At 68.2% G+C, this 20,765-nt stretch carries 19 protein-coding genes; 11 read left to right on the top strand and 8 right to left on the bottom strand.

The genetic code is table 11. The features are described from left to right. Together fmt and def are read right to left on the bottom strand one after the other, a co-directional pair. A complete protein-coding gene (gene fmt / locus ABE483_RS09030; RefSeq protein WP_313219500.1) occupies nt 1-924 on the bottom strand; it encodes a methionyl-tRNA formyltransferase in 924 nt (307 codons plus the stop codon). A 99-nt stretch (nt 925-1,023) separates the two neighbouring features. Next, the gene (gene def, locus ABE483_RS09025; protein WP_313209055.1) at nt 1,024-1,536 is read right to left on the bottom strand and encodes a peptide deformylase; all 513 of its coding nucleotides are present in this window, start codon (nt 1,534-1,536) and stop codon (nt 1,024-1,026) included. 126 nt (nt 1,537-1,662) lie between these two features. Here def and ABE483_RS09020 point away from each other — a divergent pair, with 126 nt between their 5' ends. The 9 genes from ABE483_RS09020 (at nt 1,663) to ABE483_RS08980 (ending at nt 11,080) form a co-directional block, all read left to right on the top strand. After that, nucleotides 1,663-2,793 (top strand): LysM peptidoglycan-binding domain-containing protein, encoded by a 1,131-nt coding sequence (locus tag ABE483_RS09020; RefSeq protein ID WP_313209054.1) that lies wholly within the window; start codon nt 1,663-1,665, stop codon nt 2,791-2,793. Nucleotides 2,794-2,867: 74 nt separating this feature from the next. Next, nucleotides 2,868-4,007 carry a DNA-processing protein DprA gene (dprA, locus tag ABE483_RS09015; protein ID WP_346481549.1) on the top strand — a complete coding sequence of 380 codons (1,140 nt, stop codon included), beginning with the start codon at nt 2,868-2,870 and terminating at the stop codon, nt 4,005-4,007. 42 nt (nt 4,008-4,049) lie between these two features. After that, complete coding sequence (locus tag ABE483_RS09010) at nt 4,050-4,523, top strand: DUF494 family protein (protein ID WP_088433666.1); 474 nt, start codon at nt 4,050-4,052, stop codon at nt 4,521-4,523. Nucleotides 4,524-4,561: 38 nt separating this feature from the next. Further along, nucleotides 4,562-5,308, top strand: a complete 747-nt coding sequence (locus tag ABE483_RS09005) for a pilin (protein ID WP_313219498.1) — start codon at nt 4,562-4,564, stop codon at nt 5,306-5,308. A 45-nt stretch (nt 5,309-5,353) separates the two neighbouring features. After that, entirely contained in the window at nt 5,354-6,262 is a 909-nt protein-coding gene (locus tag ABE483_RS09000) for an RDD family protein (RefSeq protein WP_313209051.1), read from the top strand. A 194-nt stretch (nt 6,263-6,456) separates the two neighbouring features. Then, nucleotides 6,457-8,958: a DNA topoisomerase I gene (locus ABE483_RS08995; RefSeq protein WP_346481548.1), complete on the top strand. Its 2,502-nt coding sequence runs from the start codon at nt 6,457-6,459 to the stop codon at nt 8,956-8,958. A 67-nt stretch (nt 8,959-9,025) separates the two neighbouring features. Then, the gene (locus tag ABE483_RS08990) at nt 9,026-9,586 is read left to right on the top strand and encodes a Sua5/YciO/YrdC/YwlC family protein (RefSeq protein ID WP_346481547.1); all 561 of its coding nucleotides are present in this window, start codon (nt 9,026-9,028) and stop codon (nt 9,584-9,586) included. Nucleotides 9,587-9,629: 43 nt separating this feature from the next. Continuing rightward, nucleotides 9,630-10,433, top strand: coding sequence for a DUF4124 domain-containing protein (locus ABE483_RS08985; RefSeq protein ID WP_346481546.1), 804 nt, complete (start codon nt 9,630-9,632; stop codon nt 10,431-10,433). Continuing rightward, nucleotides 10,430-11,080 (top strand): DUF4124 domain-containing protein, encoded by a 651-nt coding sequence (locus tag ABE483_RS08980; RefSeq protein WP_346481545.1) that lies wholly within the window; start codon nt 10,430-10,432, stop codon nt 11,078-11,080. The genes ABE483_RS08985 and ABE483_RS08980 overlap by 4 nt, the downstream gene beginning before the upstream one ends. Nucleotides 11,081-11,175: 95 nt before the next feature. On the opposite strand, the gene ABE483_RS08975 is transcribed toward ABE483_RS08980, so the two are convergent. Then, nucleotides 11,176-11,952, bottom strand: coding sequence for an SDR family oxidoreductase (locus ABE483_RS08975; protein WP_046274143.1), 777 nt, complete (start codon nt 11,950-11,952; stop codon nt 11,176-11,178). A gap of 154 nt (nt 11,953-12,106) precedes the next feature. On the opposite strand from ABE483_RS08975, the gene ABE483_RS08970 reads away from it, so the two are divergent. Continuing rightward, on the top strand, nt 12,107-12,343 hold the full coding sequence (locus ABE483_RS08970) for a hypothetical protein (protein WP_313219494.1): 237 nt from the start codon (nt 12,107-12,109) through the stop codon (nt 12,341-12,343). Nucleotides 12,344-12,417: 74 nt separating this feature from the next. Here the strand turns inward: ABE483_RS08970 and sppA are convergent, their stop codons facing one another. The 4 genes from sppA to ABE483_RS08950 form a co-directional block, all read right to left on the bottom strand. After that, nucleotides 12,418-14,325 (bottom strand): signal peptide peptidase SppA, encoded by a 1,908-nt coding sequence (sppA, locus tag ABE483_RS08965; protein WP_313219493.1) that lies wholly within the window; start codon nt 14,323-14,325, stop codon nt 12,418-12,420. 75 nt (nt 14,326-14,400) lie between these two features. Continuing rightward, nucleotides 14,401-15,765, bottom strand: a complete 1,365-nt coding sequence (locus ABE483_RS08960) for an MATE family efflux transporter (protein ID WP_313219492.1) — start codon at nt 15,763-15,765, stop codon at nt 14,401-14,403. A 119-nt stretch (nt 15,766-15,884) separates the two neighbouring features. Continuing rightward, nucleotides 15,885-16,448: a DUF3106 domain-containing protein gene (locus tag ABE483_RS08955; protein WP_313209043.1), complete on the bottom strand. Its 564-nt coding sequence runs from the start codon at nt 16,446-16,448 to the stop codon at nt 15,885-15,887. Next, nucleotides 16,441-17,445 carry a hypothetical protein gene (locus tag ABE483_RS08950; protein ID WP_346481544.1) on the bottom strand — a complete coding sequence of 335 codons (1,005 nt, stop codon included), beginning with the start codon at nt 17,443-17,445 and terminating at the stop codon, nt 16,441-16,443. The genes ABE483_RS08955 and ABE483_RS08950 overlap by 8 nt, the downstream gene beginning before the upstream one ends. Before the next feature lie 437 nt (nt 17,446-17,882). On the opposite strand from ABE483_RS08950, the gene ABE483_RS08945 reads away from it, so the two are divergent. Beyond that, a complete protein-coding gene (locus ABE483_RS08945) occupies nt 17,883-20,063 on the top strand; it encodes a primosomal protein N' (RefSeq protein ID WP_313219491.1) in 2,181 nt (726 codons plus the stop codon). A 61-nt stretch (nt 20,064-20,124) separates the two neighbouring features. Here ABE483_RS08945 and ABE483_RS08940 read toward each other — a convergent pair whose 3' ends face one another. After that, nucleotides 20,125-20,745 (bottom strand): glutathione S-transferase, encoded by a 621-nt coding sequence (locus ABE483_RS08940; RefSeq protein ID WP_070472123.1) that lies wholly within the window; start codon nt 20,743-20,745, stop codon nt 20,125-20,127. Nucleotides 20,746-20,765 lie beyond the last annotated feature (20 nt).

Below are 20,765 nucleotides of genomic sequence, written 5' to 3'. Positions count from 1 at the left end.
TCAGGCACCCATGCCGAGATCGCGACGGGCATTGAGGTAGTCGGCGGCGGTGATCGCCTTGCCGCCCTCACGCTGCAGCACACGCAGGCGCAGCGCACCCTGGCCACAGGCGATGTCGATGCCGTCGCGCGAGGCGGCCAGCAGCGTGCCCGGGGCCTTGCCCTGGTTGTCATCCAGCGCGATCGCGCCATGGATGCGGACGCGTTCGCCGGCCAGCATCGCCTCGGCGATCGGCCACGGATTGAACGCACGTACGGTGCGTGCCAGCGCGTGGGCGTCCTGCGCCCAGTCCAGACGGGCTTCGGCCTTGTCCAGCTTGTGCGCATAGGTCACGCCGGCCTCCGGCTGCGGCTGCGCGATCGGCTTGATGCCGGCCCGCAGCAGGCCCAGGCCATCGGACAGCACCTGCTCACCCAAGGCGGCCAAACGATCGTGCAGCTGACCGCCGGTGTCGTTGGCGCCGATCGCGATGTGCTGCTTGAGCAGCACCGGGCCGGTATCCAGCCCGGCGTCCATCTGCATCAGGCAGACACCGGTTTCGGTATCGCCGGCCTGGATCGCACGCTGGATCGGCGCGGCACCGCGCCAACGCGGCAGCAGCGAGGCGTGCACGTTCCAGCAGCCGTGGGTTGGAATGGTCAGCACCGCCTTGGGCAGGATCAGCCCATAGGCCACCACCACCATCAGGTCCGGCGCCAGATCGCGCAGCTGCTGCTGGGCTTCGGGGGTCTTGAGGCTCTCCGGCTGGAACACCGGGATGCCACGTGCGATCGCTTCCAGCTTGACCGGCGACGGGGCCAGGCCACGGCCACGGCCAGCGGGGCGATCGGGCTGCGTGTACACCGCGACCACTTCATGGTGGCGGGCTGCGGCACGCAGCGAGGACACGGCGAACGCCGGCGTACCGGCAAAGACAATCTTCATGGCGACCCCACTAACAGAACGTAAAACGGCGCCGATGTGCGGCGCCGCGCGACAGGACACGTCGCGCGGTCATCCCGCGCGGCGGTCGCTGCAATCACCTCAGGCAACGTGCTTGCGCTGCTTGGCCAGCTTCTTGCGCACCATCTCGCGCTTGAGCGGCGAGAGGTAATCAATGAACAGCTTGCCGTCCAAGTGGTCCATCTCGTGCTGCACGCAGACAGCGAGCACGCCGTCGGTGGTCAGTTCCTGGGCCACGCCGTGGCGATCCAGGTAATGCACGGTGATCTGGTTGGCGCGGGTGACGTCGGCAAAGATGCCCGGCACCGACAGGCAGCCTTCCTGATAGACCTGGCCGCCTTCGTTGGCGACGATCTCAGGATTGATGAACACCATCGGGGTGTCCTTCTCTTCACTGACGTCGATCACCATGAAGCGCTTGTGCACGTCCACCTGGCTGGCGGCCAGGCCGATGCCCGGGGCGTCGTACATGGTGTGGAACATGTCATCGATCAGGGTCTGGAACGCCGGCGTGGTCACGTCGGCAGCATCGATCAACGCAGCCTTGGTACGCAGGCGCGGATCGGGAAATTCGAGAATGGGCAGGAGGGCCATGGCAAATACCGGTAGGGGGCGCCGGTCGAAGCGGCGTACAGCGAGATTCTATCGCCAACGCTTGCCCCGCGCCCCGGTTTCTGGACTATAGTGCGCGAACCTGTTGGGGAATCAGGCACCACATCTATGTTTGAACGAACTCGTACGGTCGTCGCCGTGGCGATGCTGACCGTCGCTACCTATGCTACCGCCGTGGAAATGAATGGCGGGCACCCGGATACCTATGTCGTGCGCAAAGGGGACACGCTATGGGACATCTCGGCGCGTTTCCTGCAGAAGCCCTGGCTGTGGCCGGAGATCTGGCAGGCCAACCCGCAGGTCAAGAATCCGCACCTGATCTACCCGGGTGACGTGCTCAGCCTGGCCTATCTGGACCGCGTCGTGGCCCAGCCCGGCCCGCGCCAGGAGGCCCCGATCAACGGCGTCCCGCTGGAGCAGGTCGAGCCCTTCCTGAAGCAGCTGAGCGTGGTCGACGAGGTCAAGTCGCTGCCCTACGTGGTCAATCTGGAAGAAAACCGCCTGCGCGCCACCACCGGCCAGACTGCCTATGTGCGCGGCCTGGAGAACGCCCAGGTCGGCCAGCGCTACGCGGTGGTCCGCCCGACGGTGCAGTACGCCCTGCCCAAGCCGACCGAAGACCTCAATGCCCGCGGCGATACCACGCCCGGCAGCGGCAACCTCTGGAAGACGTTCATCGTGCCGAGCAAGCGGCACCAGACGCTGGGCTACGAACTGGCCCAGATCAACGTCGGCACGGTGAGCCGGGTACAGAGCGGCAGTGTCGAGGTGACCTCGCTGGTGCTGCAGGGCCAGGTGGACGGCCGTGAAGTCCGCGCCGGTGACCGCCTGGTTCCGGTCGAGGCCCGCCCGTACGACCTGCAGTTCGTGCCGCATGTGCCCGCGCCGCAGGCCGTCGATCTGGACGTGCGCGTGCTGGCCGTCGCCGACACCTTCACCTCCGGCGGCCCGCGCGATGTGATCGCGATCTCCGCCGGCAGTGCCAACGGGGTCGACAACGGCACCGTGTTCTCGCTGTGGCGCCAGGGCCGCCATGTGGCCCACCGCATGGATTACCCGAACTCGTCGCGGATGGACGATTCGCTGACCAGCGGTGCCGGCCGGGTCACCCTGCCGGACGAGTACGCCGCCCATGCGATGGTCTTCCGCACGTTCGAGAACGTCAGCTACGCGCTGGTGATGGAAGGCGTGAAGCCGGTCAGGGTCGGCTATTCGGCACTGCATCCGGATAAGCAGTAAGCGCGGCGGAGTCCTACCCTGCGATCCGACGGCGCCCTAGGGCGCCGTCGTCATTTCCGGGCCAGGGTATCGGGATGCCCATTCCCTGCCTTGCCGCCTCCACCGCCCTGCTCACCCTGGTCCTGGCCGGGGGCGCGCTGCCGCCTCGCCTGCGCCTGCTGCGCCAGTTCTCCGATGCGGCGGCCGCCCTGCGGGCCGGCCCGACCGCCTGGCGGGCCGCCGGCTGTACTCCAGCGCAACGCGCCCGGCTCGCGTTGCCGGACGAACGCTACCTGGCACAGGCCCTGGCATGGCTGGCCGAGGAGCACCATCACCTGCTCGGCGTGACCGATCCGGACTACCCGGCGCTGCTCACCCAGATCGAGGAACCGCCCGTGGCGTTGTTCGTGGACGGTGACCCGGCGCGGCTCTGGCACCCGGCGGTGGCGGTGGTCGGCAGCCGCTCGCCTACTGCCGGCGGCCGCGAGCACGCGCATGCCTTCGCCACCGCGCTGGCCGGCGAGGGCTGGTCGGTCATCAGCGGGCTGGCGGCCGGGGTCGATGCCCACGCCCATGACGGCGCATTGCAGGTGACCGGGGGCATGACCGTGGCCGTGGTCGCCACCGGCCTGGACCAGACCTATCCGCCCCGGCATGCCGCGCTGCATGAACGGATTGCCGCCACCGGCGCGGTGGTCAGCGAGTACGCCCCGGGCATGCCGGCAACCCAGGCGCACTTCCCCGCACGCAACCGGATCATCGCCGGGCTCAGCCTGGGCACCCTGGTGATCGAGGCCGCCGAGCGCTCCGGCGCCCTGATCACCGCGCGCTGCGCGGCCGAGGCGGGCCGCGAGGTGTTCGCCCTGCCCGGCTCGATCCGCAATCCCCGCGCCCGCGGCTGCCATCGGCTGATCCGGCAGGGCGCAGCGCTGGTGGAGGCGCCGGCCGAGGTGACCGCCGGGTTGGCCGCGCTCGCCCAGACCCTGGCCGGGGCCTTGCGAACCCGCTTGGACGCCCCCACTGAACAGGCACGACCGGCGCCCGAGCGCGCCCCTTCCTACACCGACCCGGACTACCAGTGCTTGTGGAAAGCCCTGGATCATGACCCAACGGGTATGGATTCATTGATCCAGCGCAGCGGATTGACGGCGGCCCAGCTGTCGGCCATGCTGCTGGTCATGGAACTGGATGGAAAGGTAATGGCCGCCTATGGTCGCTACTGTCGAAAACCCTAGTTTCTTCACCTCCACAGCGTCGTTGACGCAGGCCGAGGGGCAATGAAAGAGAGCATTCTGGATGTCCTGCTGTACCTGTTCGAACACTATTTCAGCGAAGACGCGGACCTCATCCGCGACCGCGACTCCCTCCAGAACGGCCTGATCCAGGCCGGCTTCAGCCCCACCGAGATCAACAAAGCCTTTGACTGGCTGGACGCGCTCGCCGAGCAGCGCCCGGCCGTGGTGCTGGGCCGCGTCAATGGCCCGGTGCGCATTTTCCATGGGCCCGAGCTGGACAAGCTCGACGTGGAAGGCCGTGGCTTTTTGATGTTCCTGGAGCAGCACGGCATCCTCGATGCCAGCCAGCGTGAGCTGGTGCTCGACCGTGCGATGGCGCTGGACCAGGACGAACTGGACCTGGACGACCTCAAGTGGGTCGTGCTGATGGTGCTGTTCAACCAGCCCGGGGCCGAGGCCGCGTACGCCTGGATGGAAACCCAGATGTTCGTGGACGAGCCGGAACCGCTTCACTGACCTTACACTGAGCGCCTTGCGCATTCAGGAGCGGGCCGGTGGACCAGTGGTTCTTTGCAGAAGGAAACAGTCAGCAGCGCGGTCCGCTGCCTGCTGACGAGTTGATCGCGCTCTACCATTCCAGCCGCATCGCACTGGATACGCTGGTCTGGCGCGACGGCATGGCCCAGTGGCAGCCGCTGGAAACCGTGGCGGCCGAGATCGGCCTGGACATCGCCCCCGCCGTCGAGGTGGTGGCAGAGCCGGTTCCCGGCCCCGCCGTGCCACCGGCGCTGCCCGCCGCGCCCGGCGTTCCCGTCACCCCCGTGTCCCCCGCCAACCCCACCGCCGTTCCCCCACCCCGCAAGGGATTGAGCGGGTGCGCGATCGTGGGCATCGTTGCGGCCGTGATCGTGGTGCTGGTGCTGATCGTCGGCGCGGTCCTCGCCTCGTTTGCGCTGCCCGCCTATCGGGACTATGTGGCGCGGGCCAAAACCAGTGAAGCACTGGTGACGCTGGCCCCGGTCAAGCTCGCGGTGGCCGGGTTCCACAGCGCACATGGCCGCTGCCCGGTCAACGATGACGAGGGCTTCCAGCCGGCCGAAGCCTACGCCGACGGCGCGATCAACGCCGTGCGGATCGGCCGCTTCAACAATGGCCACTGCGGCGTGGAAGCCGAGCTCACCGTGCCCGGCAATGCCGCGCTGGACGGCAAGCTGTTGTGGCTGGACTACAACGGTGCCGGGCAGTGGGAATGCAGCGGCGAGCCCGACGATACCTACCTGCCGCTGGAATGCCGCGGCTGATAACGGACACATGTCCATGGATGCACCCAACAGGGGATTGAAGCAATGACTGAGTGGTATTTCGCCGATGGCCAGGAACGTCAGGGGCCGCTGAGCGCAGAGGAGATGCGCCAGCGCTTCCAGCGCGGTGACATCACCCTGGCCACGCTGGTGTGGCGCGAAGGGTTCGCGCAGTGGGCGCCACTGTCCGAGGCCGTCGATGAGCTGCAGCTGCAGCATCTCGCCGCGGCCGCCAGCAATCTCGGCAGCGGCATCGACCTGCGCGGGGATTACACCGCCATCGACAATGGCACCGCGCCACTGCCGGGCACCGGTGGCGGCACCTACTCGCCGTACACCGCGCCTGCCGCGGCCACCGGCTACGCCAACACGGCCGTGGTCCATGGCCAGGACGTGGTCTATGCCGGTTTCTGGAAGCGCTACGCCGCCTACTTCATCGATTACATCCTGCTCACCGTGGTCACCCTGCCGCTGAGCATGATCATCAACGTGATGGGCGCCGGCTCGGGCAACGAAGGCGTACAGGTCGCGCTGACGCTGGTGGTGATGCTGCTCAGCATGGTGATCAGCATCGGCTACTACGCCGGCTTCCACGCCTCGCGCGGTGGCGCCACGCTGGGCAAGATGGCCGTCGGCATCAAGGTCGTGCGCGGCAATGGCGAGCGGATCAGCTTCCTGCGGGCCTTCTGCCGCTACCTGGCAACCATCGTCAGCAGCCTGATCCTGATGATCGGCTTCATCATGGCCGCCTTCACCGAGCGCAAGCAGGCATTGCACGACATGATGTGCGACACCCTGGTGGTGGACAAGTGGGCCTTCACCGAGCACCCCGAGCTGCAGCAGCGCGGCCTGGGCACGGTCACCATCGTGATCCTGGTGATCGCCGCACTGGCCGTGGTCGCCCTGTTCGGCGTGATGATCGCGATGATCGGCGTGATCGCCTCGATGTCCTGATCCGAGCCATCCTCACACCGGGCCGCTTGACATGAGCGGGCCCGGCGTGATTCCACTAATAGGCAGAAAGCTGAACGCCCGGCCCACCCCCGGGCGTTCGGTTTATGTATATCGCCCGCGCCGCTTCACTAATGCGGCCATTTGCTCCACCCTAGCGGCCCTCCCCGGGGCCCTGCCCATAGAATCCTGACGCCATGCCCAAGCACCTGCTCATCGTCGAATCGCCCGCCAAGGCCAAGACGATCAACAAATACCTCGGCAAGGACTTCACTGTCCTGGCCTCGTATGGGCATGTGCGTGACCTGGTGCCCAAGGAAGGCGCGGTCGACCCCGACAACAACTTCGCGATGCGGTACGACCTCATCGAGAAGAACGAAAAGCACGTCGATGCCATCGTCAAGGCCGCCAAGGGCGCCGACGACATCTTCCTGGCGACCGATCCGGATCGCGAGGGTGAAGCGATCAGCTGGCACATCGCCGAGATCCTGAAGGAGCGCGGGCTGGTCAAGGACAAGCCGATGCAGCGCGTGGTCTTCACTGAGATCACCCCGCGCGCCATCAAGGAAGCGATGGGCCACCCGCGCGAAATCGCCGGTGACCTGGTCGATGCCCAGCAGGCGCGCCGCGCGCTGGATTACCTGGTCGGCTTCAACCTGTCCCCGGTGCTGTGGCGCAAGGTGCAGCGCGGCCTGTCCGCCGGCCGTGTGCAGAGCCCGGCACTGCGCATGATCGTCGAGCGCGAAGAAGAGATCGAAGCCTTCATCGCCCGCGAGTACTGGAGCATCGATGCGCTGTGCGCGCATCCTTCGCAGCACTTCAATGCGCGCCTGATCAAGCTGGACGGGCAGAAGTTCGAACAGTTCACCGTGACCGACGGCGATACCGCCGAGGCCGCGCGCCTGCGCATCCAGCAGGCCGCCCAGGGCGCCCTGCACGTCACCGACGTGGTCAGCAAGGAGCGCAAGCGCCGCCCGGCGCCGCCGTTCACCACCTCCACGCTGCAGCAGGAAGCCTCGCGCAAGCTCGGTTTCACCACGCGCAAGACCATGCAGGTCGCGCAGAAGCTGTATGAAGGCATGGCGATCGGTGAGGAAGAAGGCACCGTCGGCCTGATCTCGTACATGCGTACCGACTCGGTGAACCTCTCGCAGGACGCGCTGGCCGAAATCCGCGATGTGATCGCACGCGATTACGGCATCGGCTCGCTGCCGGACCAGCCCAACACCTACCAGACCAAATCCAAGAACGCCCAGGAAGCGCACGAAGCCGTGCGTCCGACCTCGGCGCTGCGCACCCCGGCCCAGGTGGCGCGCTTCCTCACCGATGACGAGCGCAAGCTGTACGAGCTGATCTGGAAGCGCGCCGTCGCCTGCCAGATGATCCCGGCCACGCTCAACACCGTCAGCGTGGACCTGTCGGCCGGCAGCGAGCATGTGTTCCGCGCCAGCGGCACCACCGTGGTCGTGCCCGGCTTCCTGGCCGTGTACGAGGAAGGCAAGGACAACAAGAGTGCCGACGACGACGATGAAGGCCGCAAGCTGCCGGCGATGAAGCCCGGCGACCGCGTGCCGCTCGATCGCATCCTGGCCGAACAGCACTTCACCCAGCCGCCGCCGCGCTTCACCGAAGCGGCGCTGGTCAAGGCGCTCGAGGAGTACGGCATCGGCCGCCCCTCGACCTATGCCTCGATCATCCAGACCCTGCTGTTCCGCAAGTACGTGGAGATGGAGGGCCGCAGCTTCCGCCCGTCCGACGTCGGCCGCGCGGTCTCCAAGTTCCTGTCCAGCCACTTCACCCAGTACGTGGATTACGACTTCACCGCCAAGCTCGAAGACGAGCTCGATGCCGTGTCGCGTGGCGAGGAAGACTGGATCCCGCTGATGGCGCGGTTCTGGGAACCGTTCCACAAGCTGGTCGGCGAAAAGAACGAATCGGTCGATCGCGCCGAGGCCAGTGGCGCGCGCGAGCTCGGCACCGACCCCAAGACCGGCAAGCCGGTCAGCGTGCGCCTGGGGCGCTTCGGGCCGTACGCGGCGATCGGCAGCACCGCCGAGGACGCCGAGGACAAGCCCAAGTTCGCCTCGCTGCGCCCCGGCCAGTCGATGCACACCATCTCCCTGGAAGACGCGCTGGAGCTTTTCCTGATGCCGCGTGCGCTCGGCCAGGACAAGGACGAGGACGTCAGCGTCGGCATCGGCCGGTTCGGTCCGTTCGCCAAGCGTGGCAGCACCTATGCCTCGCTGAAGAAGGAAGACGACCCCTATACCATCGACCTGGCCCGCGCCGTGTTCCTGATCGAAGAGAAGGAAGAGATCGCGCGCAACCGGATCATCAAGGAGTTCGAGGGCAGCGAGATCCAGGTCCTCAATGGTCGCTTCGGCCCGTACATCAGCGATGGCAAGATGAACGGCAAGATCCCGAAGGATCGCGAGCCCGCCTCGCTGACCCTGGCCGAAGTGCAGACGCTGATGGAAGAAACCGGCAAGCCGGTGCGCAAGGGCTTCGGCAAGAAGGCCGCCAAGAAGGTGGTGGCCAAGAAGGCACCGGCCAAGAAAGCCGCCGCTGGCGAAGCGACCAAGAAGACCGCCACCAAGAAGGCTGCGGTGAAGAAGGTTGCCAAGAAGGCCACGGCGAAGAAGTCCACCAAGAAGGTGGCCAAGAAAGCCGTGAAGAAGGCCGTCAAAAAGGCCTCCTGACCGCCCTGGTTGACCCCTCCCGCCACGGCGGGAGGATAATGCGGGCCATGCACCCGGGTCGCCTGTCATGAACGAACTCACTGTGGACACTGCCCTGCGTGCGCTGCGCGCCGGCAGGGTGATCGCCTATCCCACCGAAGCGGTCTGGGGGCTGGGCTGCGATCCCGCGCACGAAGCGGCGGTGATGAAGCTGCTGCAGCTCAAGCAGCGCCCGGTCGAGAAGGGGATGATCCTGGTCGCCGCCGATCCGGCCCAACTGGATGGCTGGGTGCGGATGGATGCCCTGCCGCTGGATCGCCAAGGCGCGGTCCTGGCCAGCTGGCCCGGTGCCAACACCTGGATCCTGCCCGCTGGCGAACGTGCGCCGCGCTGGATCACCGGCGAACACAGCGGCATCGCGGTGCGCATCAGCGCGCACCCCCTGGTCGCCGCGCTGTGCCGCGCCTGGGGCGGCCCACTGGTCTCCACCAGTGCCAACCTCGCCGGCGAGCCGCCAGCACGCACACGCGCCGAACTGGACCCGCGCCTGCTGGCGTTGCTCGATGGCCTGATCGATGGCCAGACCGGTGGCCTGGCGCAGCCCACGCCGATCCGCGATGCGCTCAGCGGCCAGGTATTGCGCAGCTGAGCCGCCTTTTGCGCGCGGGCGGGCAAAGCCGCACACTGGCCGCATGACCCTGCGCCCTGCTCTGTGGTTGTCCCTGCTCACGTTGCTGAGTCCTGCCGTGCCCGCCGCCGCGCAGAGCGACAACGTGCGCGTCTACCGCTGCGTGGGCAGCAACGGCGCCGTCTCGCTGCAGGACGCGCCATGCCGCGAGGGCCGGCAGGAAGTCCGCGACCTGCAGCGCCCACGTGACCCGGCTCCGCAGGTAGTGCGCAGCGACCGCGCGCCCGACCCGATGCCTGCCCCGCGCGCACCCGAGCGCGAGGTGCGCTACGTGCACGTGCAGCCGCTGCAGCCGATGTACGAGTGCACCACCAGCGAGGGCGACAGCTACGTCAGCGACAGCAACGAGGGCAATCCACGCTGGGTGCCGATCTGGACCGAGGCCTATCTGCCGTATCCACCTGGCCCGAGGCCGCCGTCGGGTGGCTATCGGCCGTCGCGCCCGCTGCCACCGATCGCACCGATGGGCAGCGGTTCGGTGAGCAGCAGTGGCGGTGCGGTCTCGGTGACCGGCACCGGCTCGCGGGTGGGCGGCAGCATCAGCATCGGCGGCGGCAGCTCGCACTGGCAAGGCGGTGGGTATCCGCATCCGGGGTGGGGCAACAGCGTGGTGGTACCGGCCGGCAACGTGCTGGTGCGCGACGAATGTCATGCGCTGCCCGCACAGGAAGTCTGCTCGCGGCTGAAAGACCGGCGCTGGGCGCTGATCCGCCGCTACAACAGTGCGCTGCAGAGCGAACGCGACGCGCTGACCCGCGAGCAGCGCGGGATCGATGCGCGCCTGGACCAGGACTGCGGCGGGGCATGACACGCTGCCTGCTGCTTCTGTTGCTTGTGAGCCTGCCCGCTGCGGCGGACGAGGCGGTGTTCTTCCGCTGCACCGATGCGGGCGGCCAGTTGACCATCCAGAGCGTCGCCTGCCCCGCTGGCAGCGACCAGCGCATCCAGCGGATCAGCGCGCCGGTGCGTGGCCCGGCAGCCGTGGAGAATGCGCCGGCTGCGCCCACCCCTGACTACCGCATGCCACCGTTGCCGCAGGACGGCGACGAAGACAGCGGCCTGCTCGACAGCGCAGCGCTGCGCCCGGCAGCCGCGGCAGAGGAGCCCGACGACGCCCGCCCACCCAAACCGCCGCTGCCGGAGATCTACCAGTGCGTTTCTGCCGATGGCGGCCGCTACCTGCATGAGCGCGAGCCGGCCCCGTCACGCTGCGAATCGCTGGCCCTTACCGGCCTGGGGGGCAGCCATGCGCCGAGCAATGCAGCCAGCTGCGAAGTGGTGCGCGATGCCTGCGAGCCGGTAGCGGAGCAACAGCGCTGCAGCAGCTGGCAGCAGCGCTTGCGCGATGCGCGCGGGCGCGAGCGCTTCGCTGCGCCGGAGAACCAGGCCGCGGCGACCGCCGAACGCACGCGGCTGGAAGCCGTGTTGGCCGAGAGCGATTGCCCCGTGCCATGACCGGGTTTAACCCCGCGTCGTGACTGGATTCACCGTGCGTCATGACCGCGTTCTGCCGCGCACCCTGTGACCGGCAGTGCCGGCCGCTGGCCGGCTCAGAACCCGTAGCGCAGGAACCCACCGTCCACCGCGATGCACTCGCCGGTGACATAGCTGGAGGCTGGCAGGCACAGGAAACCGACCGCCGCCGCCACCTCTTCCGGCTCGCCGATACGGCGCATCGGCGTGCGGTCGATCACCTGCTCGTAGTAGTCCGGATCGGACAACGGCCCGGAGGTCCGCCGGGTGCGGATGTACCACGGCGCCACGGCGTTGACGCGGATGCCGTCCTCTGCCCACTCCACGGCCAGATTGCGGGTCATCTGGTGCATCGCGGCCTTGGTCATGCCGTACACCGCGCCGCTGCGCACGTGGGTCAGGCCGGACACGCTGCCGACGTTGACGATCGCCGAGGCCGCGTGCCGCGCCAGCAGCGGGTGCGCGTAGCGCGACAGCTCGAACGCCGAAAACAGGTTGGTCTCGAAGATCCCGCGCCACTCGTCTTCGGTGTATTCGGTGGCCGGCTTGCTGATGTTGCCACCGGCGTTGTTGACCAGGATGTGCAGCCCATCGCTGTGGTCCTCCACCCAGTCCAGGATTTCGCGGCGGTCCTCGTCATCGGAGACGTCGGCAGCCAGCCCGTGGATCTCACGATCCGGGTAGGCATCAGCCAGTTCATCGCGGGCCATCTCCAGCGCATCCGCATCGCGGCCGACGATCAGCAGGTCCGCACCGAAGCCCAGCAGTTCGCGCGCGATCGCCAAGCCGATGCCGGCACTCGCGCCGGTGATCAATGCGGTCTGTCCATCCAGTCGCCAACGTTGCGCGCTCACGTGCTTCTCCTGCGGTGATCCATGGGATGCAGCACCCACGGTGCGGCCTGGATAGGATAACGCGCGATGGCCGGCCTACCGGACGCCATCACGCGCAAGGCGCGAAGCGGTGGGACACTGATGCTCCGCTACCGGCTCACCGAGGGAGGTTGCCATGACGATCCGTATTGCCCTGCCGCTGCTCGCGATGATCGCGCTGAGCGCCTGCAACCGGCCAGTGCCGCCGGCACCGGACACACCACCGGAACCGCAGGCCACTGAACTGCGCGATGCGATCCAGGCACCGATCGACCGCGCCAAGGCGGTCAGTGACACCCTGCAGCAGTCCGCCGATGCCCGCGCCGCCGAAGCCGACCGCGCCAGCGGTGACACGCCACCGCCCAGCCCCTGACACCCATCGGCCGGATGGCAGAACGCCCGGCACAGGCCGGGCGTTCGGGTGTCACACAGTACCGCTGAGGCCGCTTACAGACCGCAGAAGCAGTACACCAGCGTCTTGACCGGCGCGGCGTTGTTGCGCGGGTCGCGTGCGGCGTCCTCGACGAAGCGCAGCTGGGTGTCCAGCTCCGGCATTGAACGGGCCAGCATCAGACGGGCCATGCCCGACTCGCCCAGCATCCAGGCACCGGCATGGCTGCCGGCGAAGCCGCTGAGGAACTGCGCGAACGGCGTGGCCGCCTTCTCGATGTAACGCACGCGGAACTTGCCGGCCTCACCAAGCTTGGCGCGGCTGGCGGCATCCGCCACCGCGGCCTTCAGGCCACCGAAGTCATCGACCAGGCCACGTTCCTTGGCCTGCGCACCGCTCCACACACGACCGCGGGCGACTTCATCAACCGCTTCCACCGGCTTGTTGCGCGCGGCGGCGACCTTGCCGGTGAAATCGGCGTAGCCCTTGTTGATCACCGACTGGATGACCTGGCCCACGGCCGGGTCCATCGGGCGGGTGATGTCGAACGCACCGGCGAAGCGGGTGGTGCCCACGCCATCGGTATGCACGCCGATCTTGTCCAGCGAGCGGGCCACGTTCGGGATCATCCCGAAGATGCCGATCGAACCGGTGATCGTGGAGGGGTCAGCGTAGATGCGATCGGCATTCATGCTGATCCAGTAACCGCCCGAGGCGGCCAGATCGCCCATCGAGACCACCACCGGCTTGCCGGCTTCCTTCAGCGCGACCACTTCACGGCGGATCTGCTCGGAGGCGAACACTTCACCGCCCGGCGAGCTCACGCGCAGCACCACGGCCTTCACGTCCTTGTCGTCGCGCGCTTCGCGCAGCAGGGCCGAGGTCGACTCGCCACCGATGCGGCCGGCCGGCAGATCGCCACCGGAGATTTCACCGGACGCCACGATCACCGCCACCTGCGGACGCGAATCCACCGGCGAACGGCGGCCATCGAGCACGCTCAGGTAGGCATCCAGATTGACGTTGCGGTAGCCACCGTCCGCGTCGTCGTCGGCGATGCCGCGCTCGGTGAGCAGGGTGTCCACTTCCTCGCGCGTCTTCAGGCCGTCCACCAGCTTCTGCTGCAGGGCGAACTTGGCCAGGTCGCCACCGGCGGCGGCGATACCTTCGGGCATGGTATCGATGCCGGCGGCCAGCTGGGCCGGGTCGAGCTTGCGTGCCTTGGCGATGTCAGCCAGGTAGCGCTGCCACACATCGTTCATCCAGAACAGGTCGGCTTCCTTGGCCTGCGGCGATGCGGCGTCCAGCACGTACGGCTCGGCGGCCGACTTGTACTCACCCACCTTGAACAGGTGCACGTCCACGCCCAGCTTGTCCTGCAGGCCGGTGCGGAAGTACTGGCGATAGCGGCCCAGGCCCTCGAGCACCACGCCGCCCATCGGGTCCAGGTAGACCTCATCGGCCTGCGAGGCCAGCAGGTACTGCGACTGGCTCATGTTCTCGCTGAAAGCCACGACCTGCTTGCCGGCGGCACGCAGTTCCTGCAGCGCTACGGTCACTTCGCGCATCGAGGCGAAGCCGCTCGGCTGCAGCTTGTCCAGCTCCAGCACCACACGCTCGATCTTCTTGTCGGTCTTGGCCGCCTCCAGCGCGCGGATCAGATCACGCAGCTGGATTTCTTCGGCGCCCTTGTCACCGACGGCCTTGCCCAGCGCGCGGCTGACCGGATCGGCGCTGAACTGCTCGACCAGCCGACCTTCCGGCGCGATGACCAGCGTGGTGCGGTCCTGCAGCGACGCCTTCGAGGTCGCGCTCTTGCCCATCGCGACGATGAACAGGATCAGGATCAGGAACAGCAGGCCGAAGAACACCAGGTTGAGGATGAGCCGGCGGGTAAAGTTCATCACATCCCACAGCCCGATGAAGAAGCTGGCGACGGGATTGCGACGCGCGGGTTGGTTCATGGGGGTAACTCCAGAGTGGCTTCTTGCCGTGGTGCCAGAATAGCCGTTGCCGGGCGCGCCGGCATCGGACACAAGTCAGGGGGTCGATGGGAGGCCGGCACGGGCGCTGCTCACGCGCAGGCGCCAGGCCATGAGGATCGCGGCGGCGGTCAGGCCCAGGATCAGGCCCAGCCACATGCCCTGCGGGCCCATGCCCAAGCCCAGTCCCAGCCCGGCGCCGAGCGGCATGCCCAGGCCCCAGTACGAGAACATGGCGATGAACATCGGCACGCGGGTGTCCTTCAGGCCGCGCAACGCACCGGCCGAAAGCACCTGGATGCCATCCGGGAACTGGAACGCGGCTGCATACAGCAGCAGGGTCGAGGCCAGTGCAGCCACGCCCAGATCGTTCGTGTAGACGCCGACGATGGCGTCATGGCCAAGCAGCAGCACCAGCGCCGACAGCGTCTGGGTGCCCAGGATGATCAGCAGCCCGGCGATCGCCGCGCGGCGCACACCCAGCCCGTTGCCGCTGCCGACCGCATGGCCGACCCGCACCGTGGTGGCTTCGGCCACGCCCATCGGGATCATGAAGCACAGCTGCGCCACATTGATCGCGATCTGGTGCGAGGCCGCTTCGGTGGCGCCGAGGCGGCCGATCAGCAGCGCGGTGACGATGAACAGGCCGCCTTCCATCAGCACGGTGATGCCGATCGGCAGGCCGGTGCGCAGCAGCTCCCAGATCGCGCTCCAGCGCGGCGCGTCGAAGTGCGAGAACAACTGCAGGTGGGCGAAGCGCTTGGTCTTCCACAGGTAACCGGCAAAGCACAGCGCCTGCAGCCACATCATGATCGCCGAGGCCATGCCCAGGCCTTCGGCGCCCAGCTCGGGGAAGCCGAGCTTGCCGTAGCAGAGCACGTAGCCCAGCGGCGCCAGCACCAACAGGCCACCAAAGCCGAGCAGCATGGTCGGCAGCGTCCAGTGCATCCCTTCGCTGAGGTAGCGCATGCAGAAGTACAGCGTCAGCGCTGGGCCGCCCCAGCGCACCGCATGCAGGAACGCGGTCGCGCCGGGCACGATATCCGGCGCGATGCCGAACGCCGGCAGCAGCGGCGGCACCACCGTGAGGAAAGTGAACATGATCAGCCCCAGCCCCAGCGCCAGCCACAGCGCCTGGCGGAACAGCGGACCGATCTCGCGCTCGCGGCCCGCACCGTGCAGCTGCGACACCGAGGCGGTCAGCGAGATCAGGGTGCCGATCGGGATCAGCATCGGCAGCCACAGCAGCGCCGTGCCGATGGTGACGGCCGCGAGGGTGTGGGTGCCGTGGTGACCGGCGATCACGTTGTCGACGAAAGAGATCAGGCCGGTGGAGACATGGCCCAGAACCAGCGGCAGCGCGAGCAGACCGGTGGCGCGCACTTCCCGGGAGAGGCGCGGCGTGGAGGAAGCGGTAGACATGGGAGTCACAGACGGCAACTACGGTCGCGCGCGGAGGGCACAGGCACCGGGTTGCGGCCCGCCATCTTACGCGCGCGGCCGGGGAAAAGCCGCGCTTTCAGGTAAACGGGCCGAAGCCGTCAGTGGCCCACGTTCTCGCGCAGCCAGCTGTCCCGTGCGGCCGGCGCCACGCCAAGGAATTCGGCGCGCACGCGGTCGCGGTCCTGCGGTGGAGTGCGCTGGGCGACCAGGGTCAGCTGGGTGAGCTGGGAGGGCGTGAGCTGGCGCAGCACCGCCAGCGCGGTGGGGCGCTGCTCGGCCGGCAGATACCCGAACAGGCCCTGCAGCTTGGTGAACTCATGCCCGAGCTGTGGGCCAAGCAGCCAGCCGTCGCGGAAGCGCTGGTCCTGTTCGGCGAAGCGCTGGCGAAGCGCCTGCTGCTGGGCCGGCGGCAGCGCCGCCACGCGCGCCGCCGCGGCGCGGACACGGGCACGCTCGCTTTCGGTCATGGCCTGCCAGGCGGCATAGCGGCTGCGCAGCTCGCGCAGCTGGGCCGGATCCAGCGCTGCGGGGGTGGTCGGGATCGCCGGTGCAGTGGCACTGGCCGGCGCCGGCACCGCGAGCGGCACCTCCACCCGGTTGGGGGCGGCGATGGCCGCACTGGAAAGCCCGAGGGCGATCAGCAGGAAGACAGGCTTACTCATCGGCGGCAGCCGTCTCCAGGCCGGCGGTAGCGGGTTCGGGGCGGCTCGGCTGGGCCTGGGATTCATCCACGGGCACGGGGCCACCCGCAGCAAACCATGCGTACAGATCGGCATCGCGGGCGGTCGGCAGATCCGGATCGGCCAGCATCGCCGCGTCCGTGGCCGCGTAGGGCGAGGCGGTCGGCGCCACGGTCGGCAGGTCGGCCGCCGGCAACGCTTCGACCGTGACCGGGCCGGCATCGGCGACGGCACCTTCGGGGGTATCGGCCATGGGCTCGCCACCCTGACGGGCGTGTTTCCACCACGCCGCGCCGCCGAGCAGCACGCCGGCAGTGACGGCCACGATCAGCACGCCCTTCCACGGGAAACGACGGCCGCGCTGGCGCTTGAGCGGACGGCGCTGGGTGGGGGCATCGGACTTGACCGGCGTGCGCCAGGAGGCGGTATCGGGTTGCTGGCTGGCCGGGGCCGCCACCGGTTGCTGCAGGCGCTGCAGCCGGCTGGCGGGCAGATCGCGGATACGCAGCTGGACCTGCTCGGCCAGCGCGCGCCAGCCGGCGGCATCCGGGTTGCCATGGGCATCGCGCGGGCAGGCATCGGCCAGTGCGTGCTGGTAGTCGGCCATCGGCAGATCCAGGATCCGCGCGGCCGCGGCTTCATCCAGCCCGCCACCGATCCGCAGCACAAAGGCCAACCGCGCCGGCGGGGTCAGCCCGGCCAGGTGCTCCAAGGGGGCAGGCCAACGGCCTGCGGCCGGCTCGCGCAACGGCGCGCGGTGCACCAGCAGCGACCAGAACCGCTCCGGCCACTGGGCCATGGGCAGATCGCTGGCGATGCCGGCGAAGGCGCGCATGACGGCGACCAGCGCCTGTTCGGCGACGGTCGGGTCGCCGCACTGCAGCTCGGCCACGACCAAGGCGCGGCGTTCAACGCCACGGAGAAACGCCGACAGCGCGCCGGCTGCGGTAGAAGAAACGGGGGCGGGCGCAGCCGTCATAGCAACTCCATCATTGTGTGGAAATGATAGCGATTGCGTCACTCCAGCGGCGCGCGGATGTTCATTTCCTGTGAGCGGCCACGCTCCGCAAAGCCTTCCGGCGCAAAAGGTTGTGCACAGCACCACGCAAAACCGGGGTAGAACCACACGTGAGCCCCACGTCAAGTCTGTTTCAACTTTGTTTCACAGCTATGTTGTTGTTTTTATTGCCTATTGTTGCTTGGCTATTTTTTGACCAACCTGAGCAGAACGTCGGAAGTTCCTGACGCAAGGCGGTCACATACGCAGTGGCACACAGACTTATCCACAGAAGATGTGGATAAGCCTGAATCTCCAATCAAGTCGGATATTTAGGTGGGATTTATGATTGGGCGCGCACCCGGTTGAGACGGTGAATGGGCGTGATCCGCTCCGCCCCTGCCCGCTACACTGACCCGATGACCTCCTCGTCTTCGACCCTGCGCGTCGCCCTGCCGGTGCCGCTGCCGCACTTGTTCGACTATGCCCCGCCGCCCGGGCCAGCCCCGGACCCGGGGATGACCGGGCAGCGGGTCCGGGTGCCGTTCGGCTCGCGGGAGCTGATCGGCGTGGTGGCCGGGATCGGCCAGGTCGAGGACCCGGGCAGCCTGCGTGCCGCGATCGAGTGGATCGACACCACGCCGCTGGTGACCGGTGAGCTGTGGCGCTCGCTGCAGTGGCTGGCGCGCTACACCCATGCCCCGCTGGGCGAGGTGATCAGCACGGCCCTGCCCGGTCCGCTGCGGCGGGGTGAGGCCGTGCCGGACACCCATCAGTGGGGCTGGCAGCTGACGGCGGCCGGCCGCGACCCGCAGCCCAAGCTGCGCAGCGGTACCCGCCCGCAACGTCTGGCCGAGTGCCTGGCCGAGGGCGTGGTGAGCGAAGACCGCCTGGATACCTTGATGGACGACTGGCGCAGCGCGGCCCGGTCGCTGGCCAAGCGCGAGCTGGTCGAACGGATCGCGCTGGCGCATTCACCGGCCATCGCCTCGCCGGCAAGCGGCCCCGCGCCCAACGCCGAACAGGCCGAGGCGATCGCCGCGATCACCGCCGCCGACGGTTTTGGTGCCTTCCTGCTCGATGGCGTGACCGGCAGCGGCAAGACCGAGGTCTACCTGCAGGCGATCGTCGCCTGCCTCGCACGCGGCAAGCAGGCGCTGGTGCTGGTGCCGGAGATCGGGCTGACCCCGCAGACGCTGTCGCGCTTCCGCAACCGCCTGGGCATTCCGGTGCATGTGCTGCACTCGGGCTTGAACGACAACGAGCGCGCCCGCGTGTGGGCCGCCGCCGCGCGGGGCGAAGCACAGGTCATCGTCGGCACGCGCTCGGCGGTGTTCACGCCACTGCCGCATGCGGGCCTGATCGTGATCGACGAAGAGCACGACGGCAGTTACAAACAGCAGGACGGCATCCGCTATCACGCGCGCGATTTCGCGCTGGTACGCGCCAAGGCACTGGACGTCGCCGTCGTGCTCGGCAGCGCCACGCCGTCGCTGGAATCGCTGCACAACGCGCATGCCGGCCGTTACACCCACCTGCGCCTGAAGCAGCGCGCCGGCGCCGCGCGCCCGCCGGTGGTGCGCGTGCTCGATGTGCGCAAACGACCGTTGCGCGATGGGCTCTCGCCGGAAGTACTGGCCGGCATCACCCAGCATCTGCAGGCCGGGCACCAGGTGCTGGTGTTCAAGAACCGCCGCGGTTATGCGCCCGTGCTGCTCTGCCATGACTGTGGCTGGACCGCGCCGTGCCAGCGCTGCGATGCGCCGATGACCGTGCATGCCGGTGGCCGGCGCCTGCAATGCCACCATTGTGGTGCGCGCCAGTCCGCGCCGCTGGCGTGCCCGGACTGCGGCAGCCTGGCGCTGCAGCCGCAGGGCATCGGTACCGAACGGCTGGAAGAACATCTGGTCGAGGCCTTCCCGGAGTTCCCGGTGATCCGCATCGACCGCGGCACCACCGGCAAGCGCGATGCGCTGGAAACCCAGCTGGCCTTGCTGGGCGATCGCGCGGGGATTCTGGTCGGCACGCAGATCCTGGCCAAGGGTCACGACCTGCCGAAGCTGACCCTGGTGGTAGTGGTCGGCATCGATGAAGGTCTGTTCTCGGCCGACTTCCGCGCCAGTGAAAAGCTCGCCCAGCAGCTGATCCAGGTCGCCGGCCGCGCCGGGCGTGCGGTGGATGCCGGCGAGGTCTGGCTGCAGACCCACCACCCGGGGCATCCCCTGCTGGAGACGCTGGTCAACGGCGGCTACCACGCCTTTGCCGATGCGGAGCTTCAGCAGCGCGAGGCGGCCGGTTTCCCGCCGTTCGCGCACCTGGCGCTGCTGCGTGCCGAAGCGCAGCAGGTGGAGCATGCCAACGCGATGCTCAGTGCGGTGCGCGCGTTGATTCCCGACGATGCCGCGGTGGAACGCTACGGCCCGATGCCGGCACCGATGCCCCGCCGCGCCGGCTACCAGCGCACCCAGCTGCTGCTGTCCTCACCCGCGCGACGCCCACTGCATGGCGTGCTGGACCAGGTGACGCCGCAGATCTCCGCGCTGCCGCAGGCACGCAGGGTGCGCTGGTCGCTGGATGTGGATCCGATGGATCTGTACTAGGCCGGCAGGTGCCGACCGTTTGTCGGCACGAGGTAGTGCCGGCCGCTGGCCGGCACCCCGATCAGGTCAACGCCGTCATGACCCCACGCTGGTACGCCGGCCGCTGCTTCAGCCGTTCGTACCAGGCGGCCAGATGCGGCAGGTCCGGCCGCTGGATCGGCATCTCGAACCAGGCATAGATGAAGGCGCCCAGCGGGATATCGCCCATCGCGAACTGCTCACCGGACAGATACGGCTGCCGCGACAAGGCCTCATCGGCCATGGCCAGCAACTCGCCCGAGCGCACCAGTGCGGCAGCGATGCGCGCCTCATCCCGATCAGCGGGCGCGGTCCGCAACGTGCCCCAGAACAGATCGCGGAACACGCCGGCGAAGGTCGAGGTGGTCCAGTCCATCCACTTCTCCGACTGCGCGCGCGCCACCACGTCCTCCGGGTACAGCGTGCCCAGCGCGTAGCGCGCGCAGAGATAGCGCACGATCGTGTTGGATTCCCACAGCGGCAGGCCCTGGTCCTCGATCACCGGCACCAGCCCGTTCGGATTCATCGCGCGGTACGCCGGCGACTGCGTGCCACCGAATGCACCGCCGACTTCGATCGACTCGTAGGGCGCACCGATCTCCTCGGCACACCACAGCACTTTGCGCACGTTGCTGGAATTGCGACGGCCCCAGATTTTCAGCATGATCGGACTCTCGTATCGGG

It is taken from the genome of Stenotrophomonas sp. TWI602 (assembly GCF_039674045.1).
GTDB lineage: Bacteria > Pseudomonadota > Gammaproteobacteria > Xanthomonadales > Xanthomonadaceae > Stenotrophomonas.
Note: the sequence above shows the minus strand (reverse complement) of the source record. Positions and strands in the feature narration are given on the sequence as shown.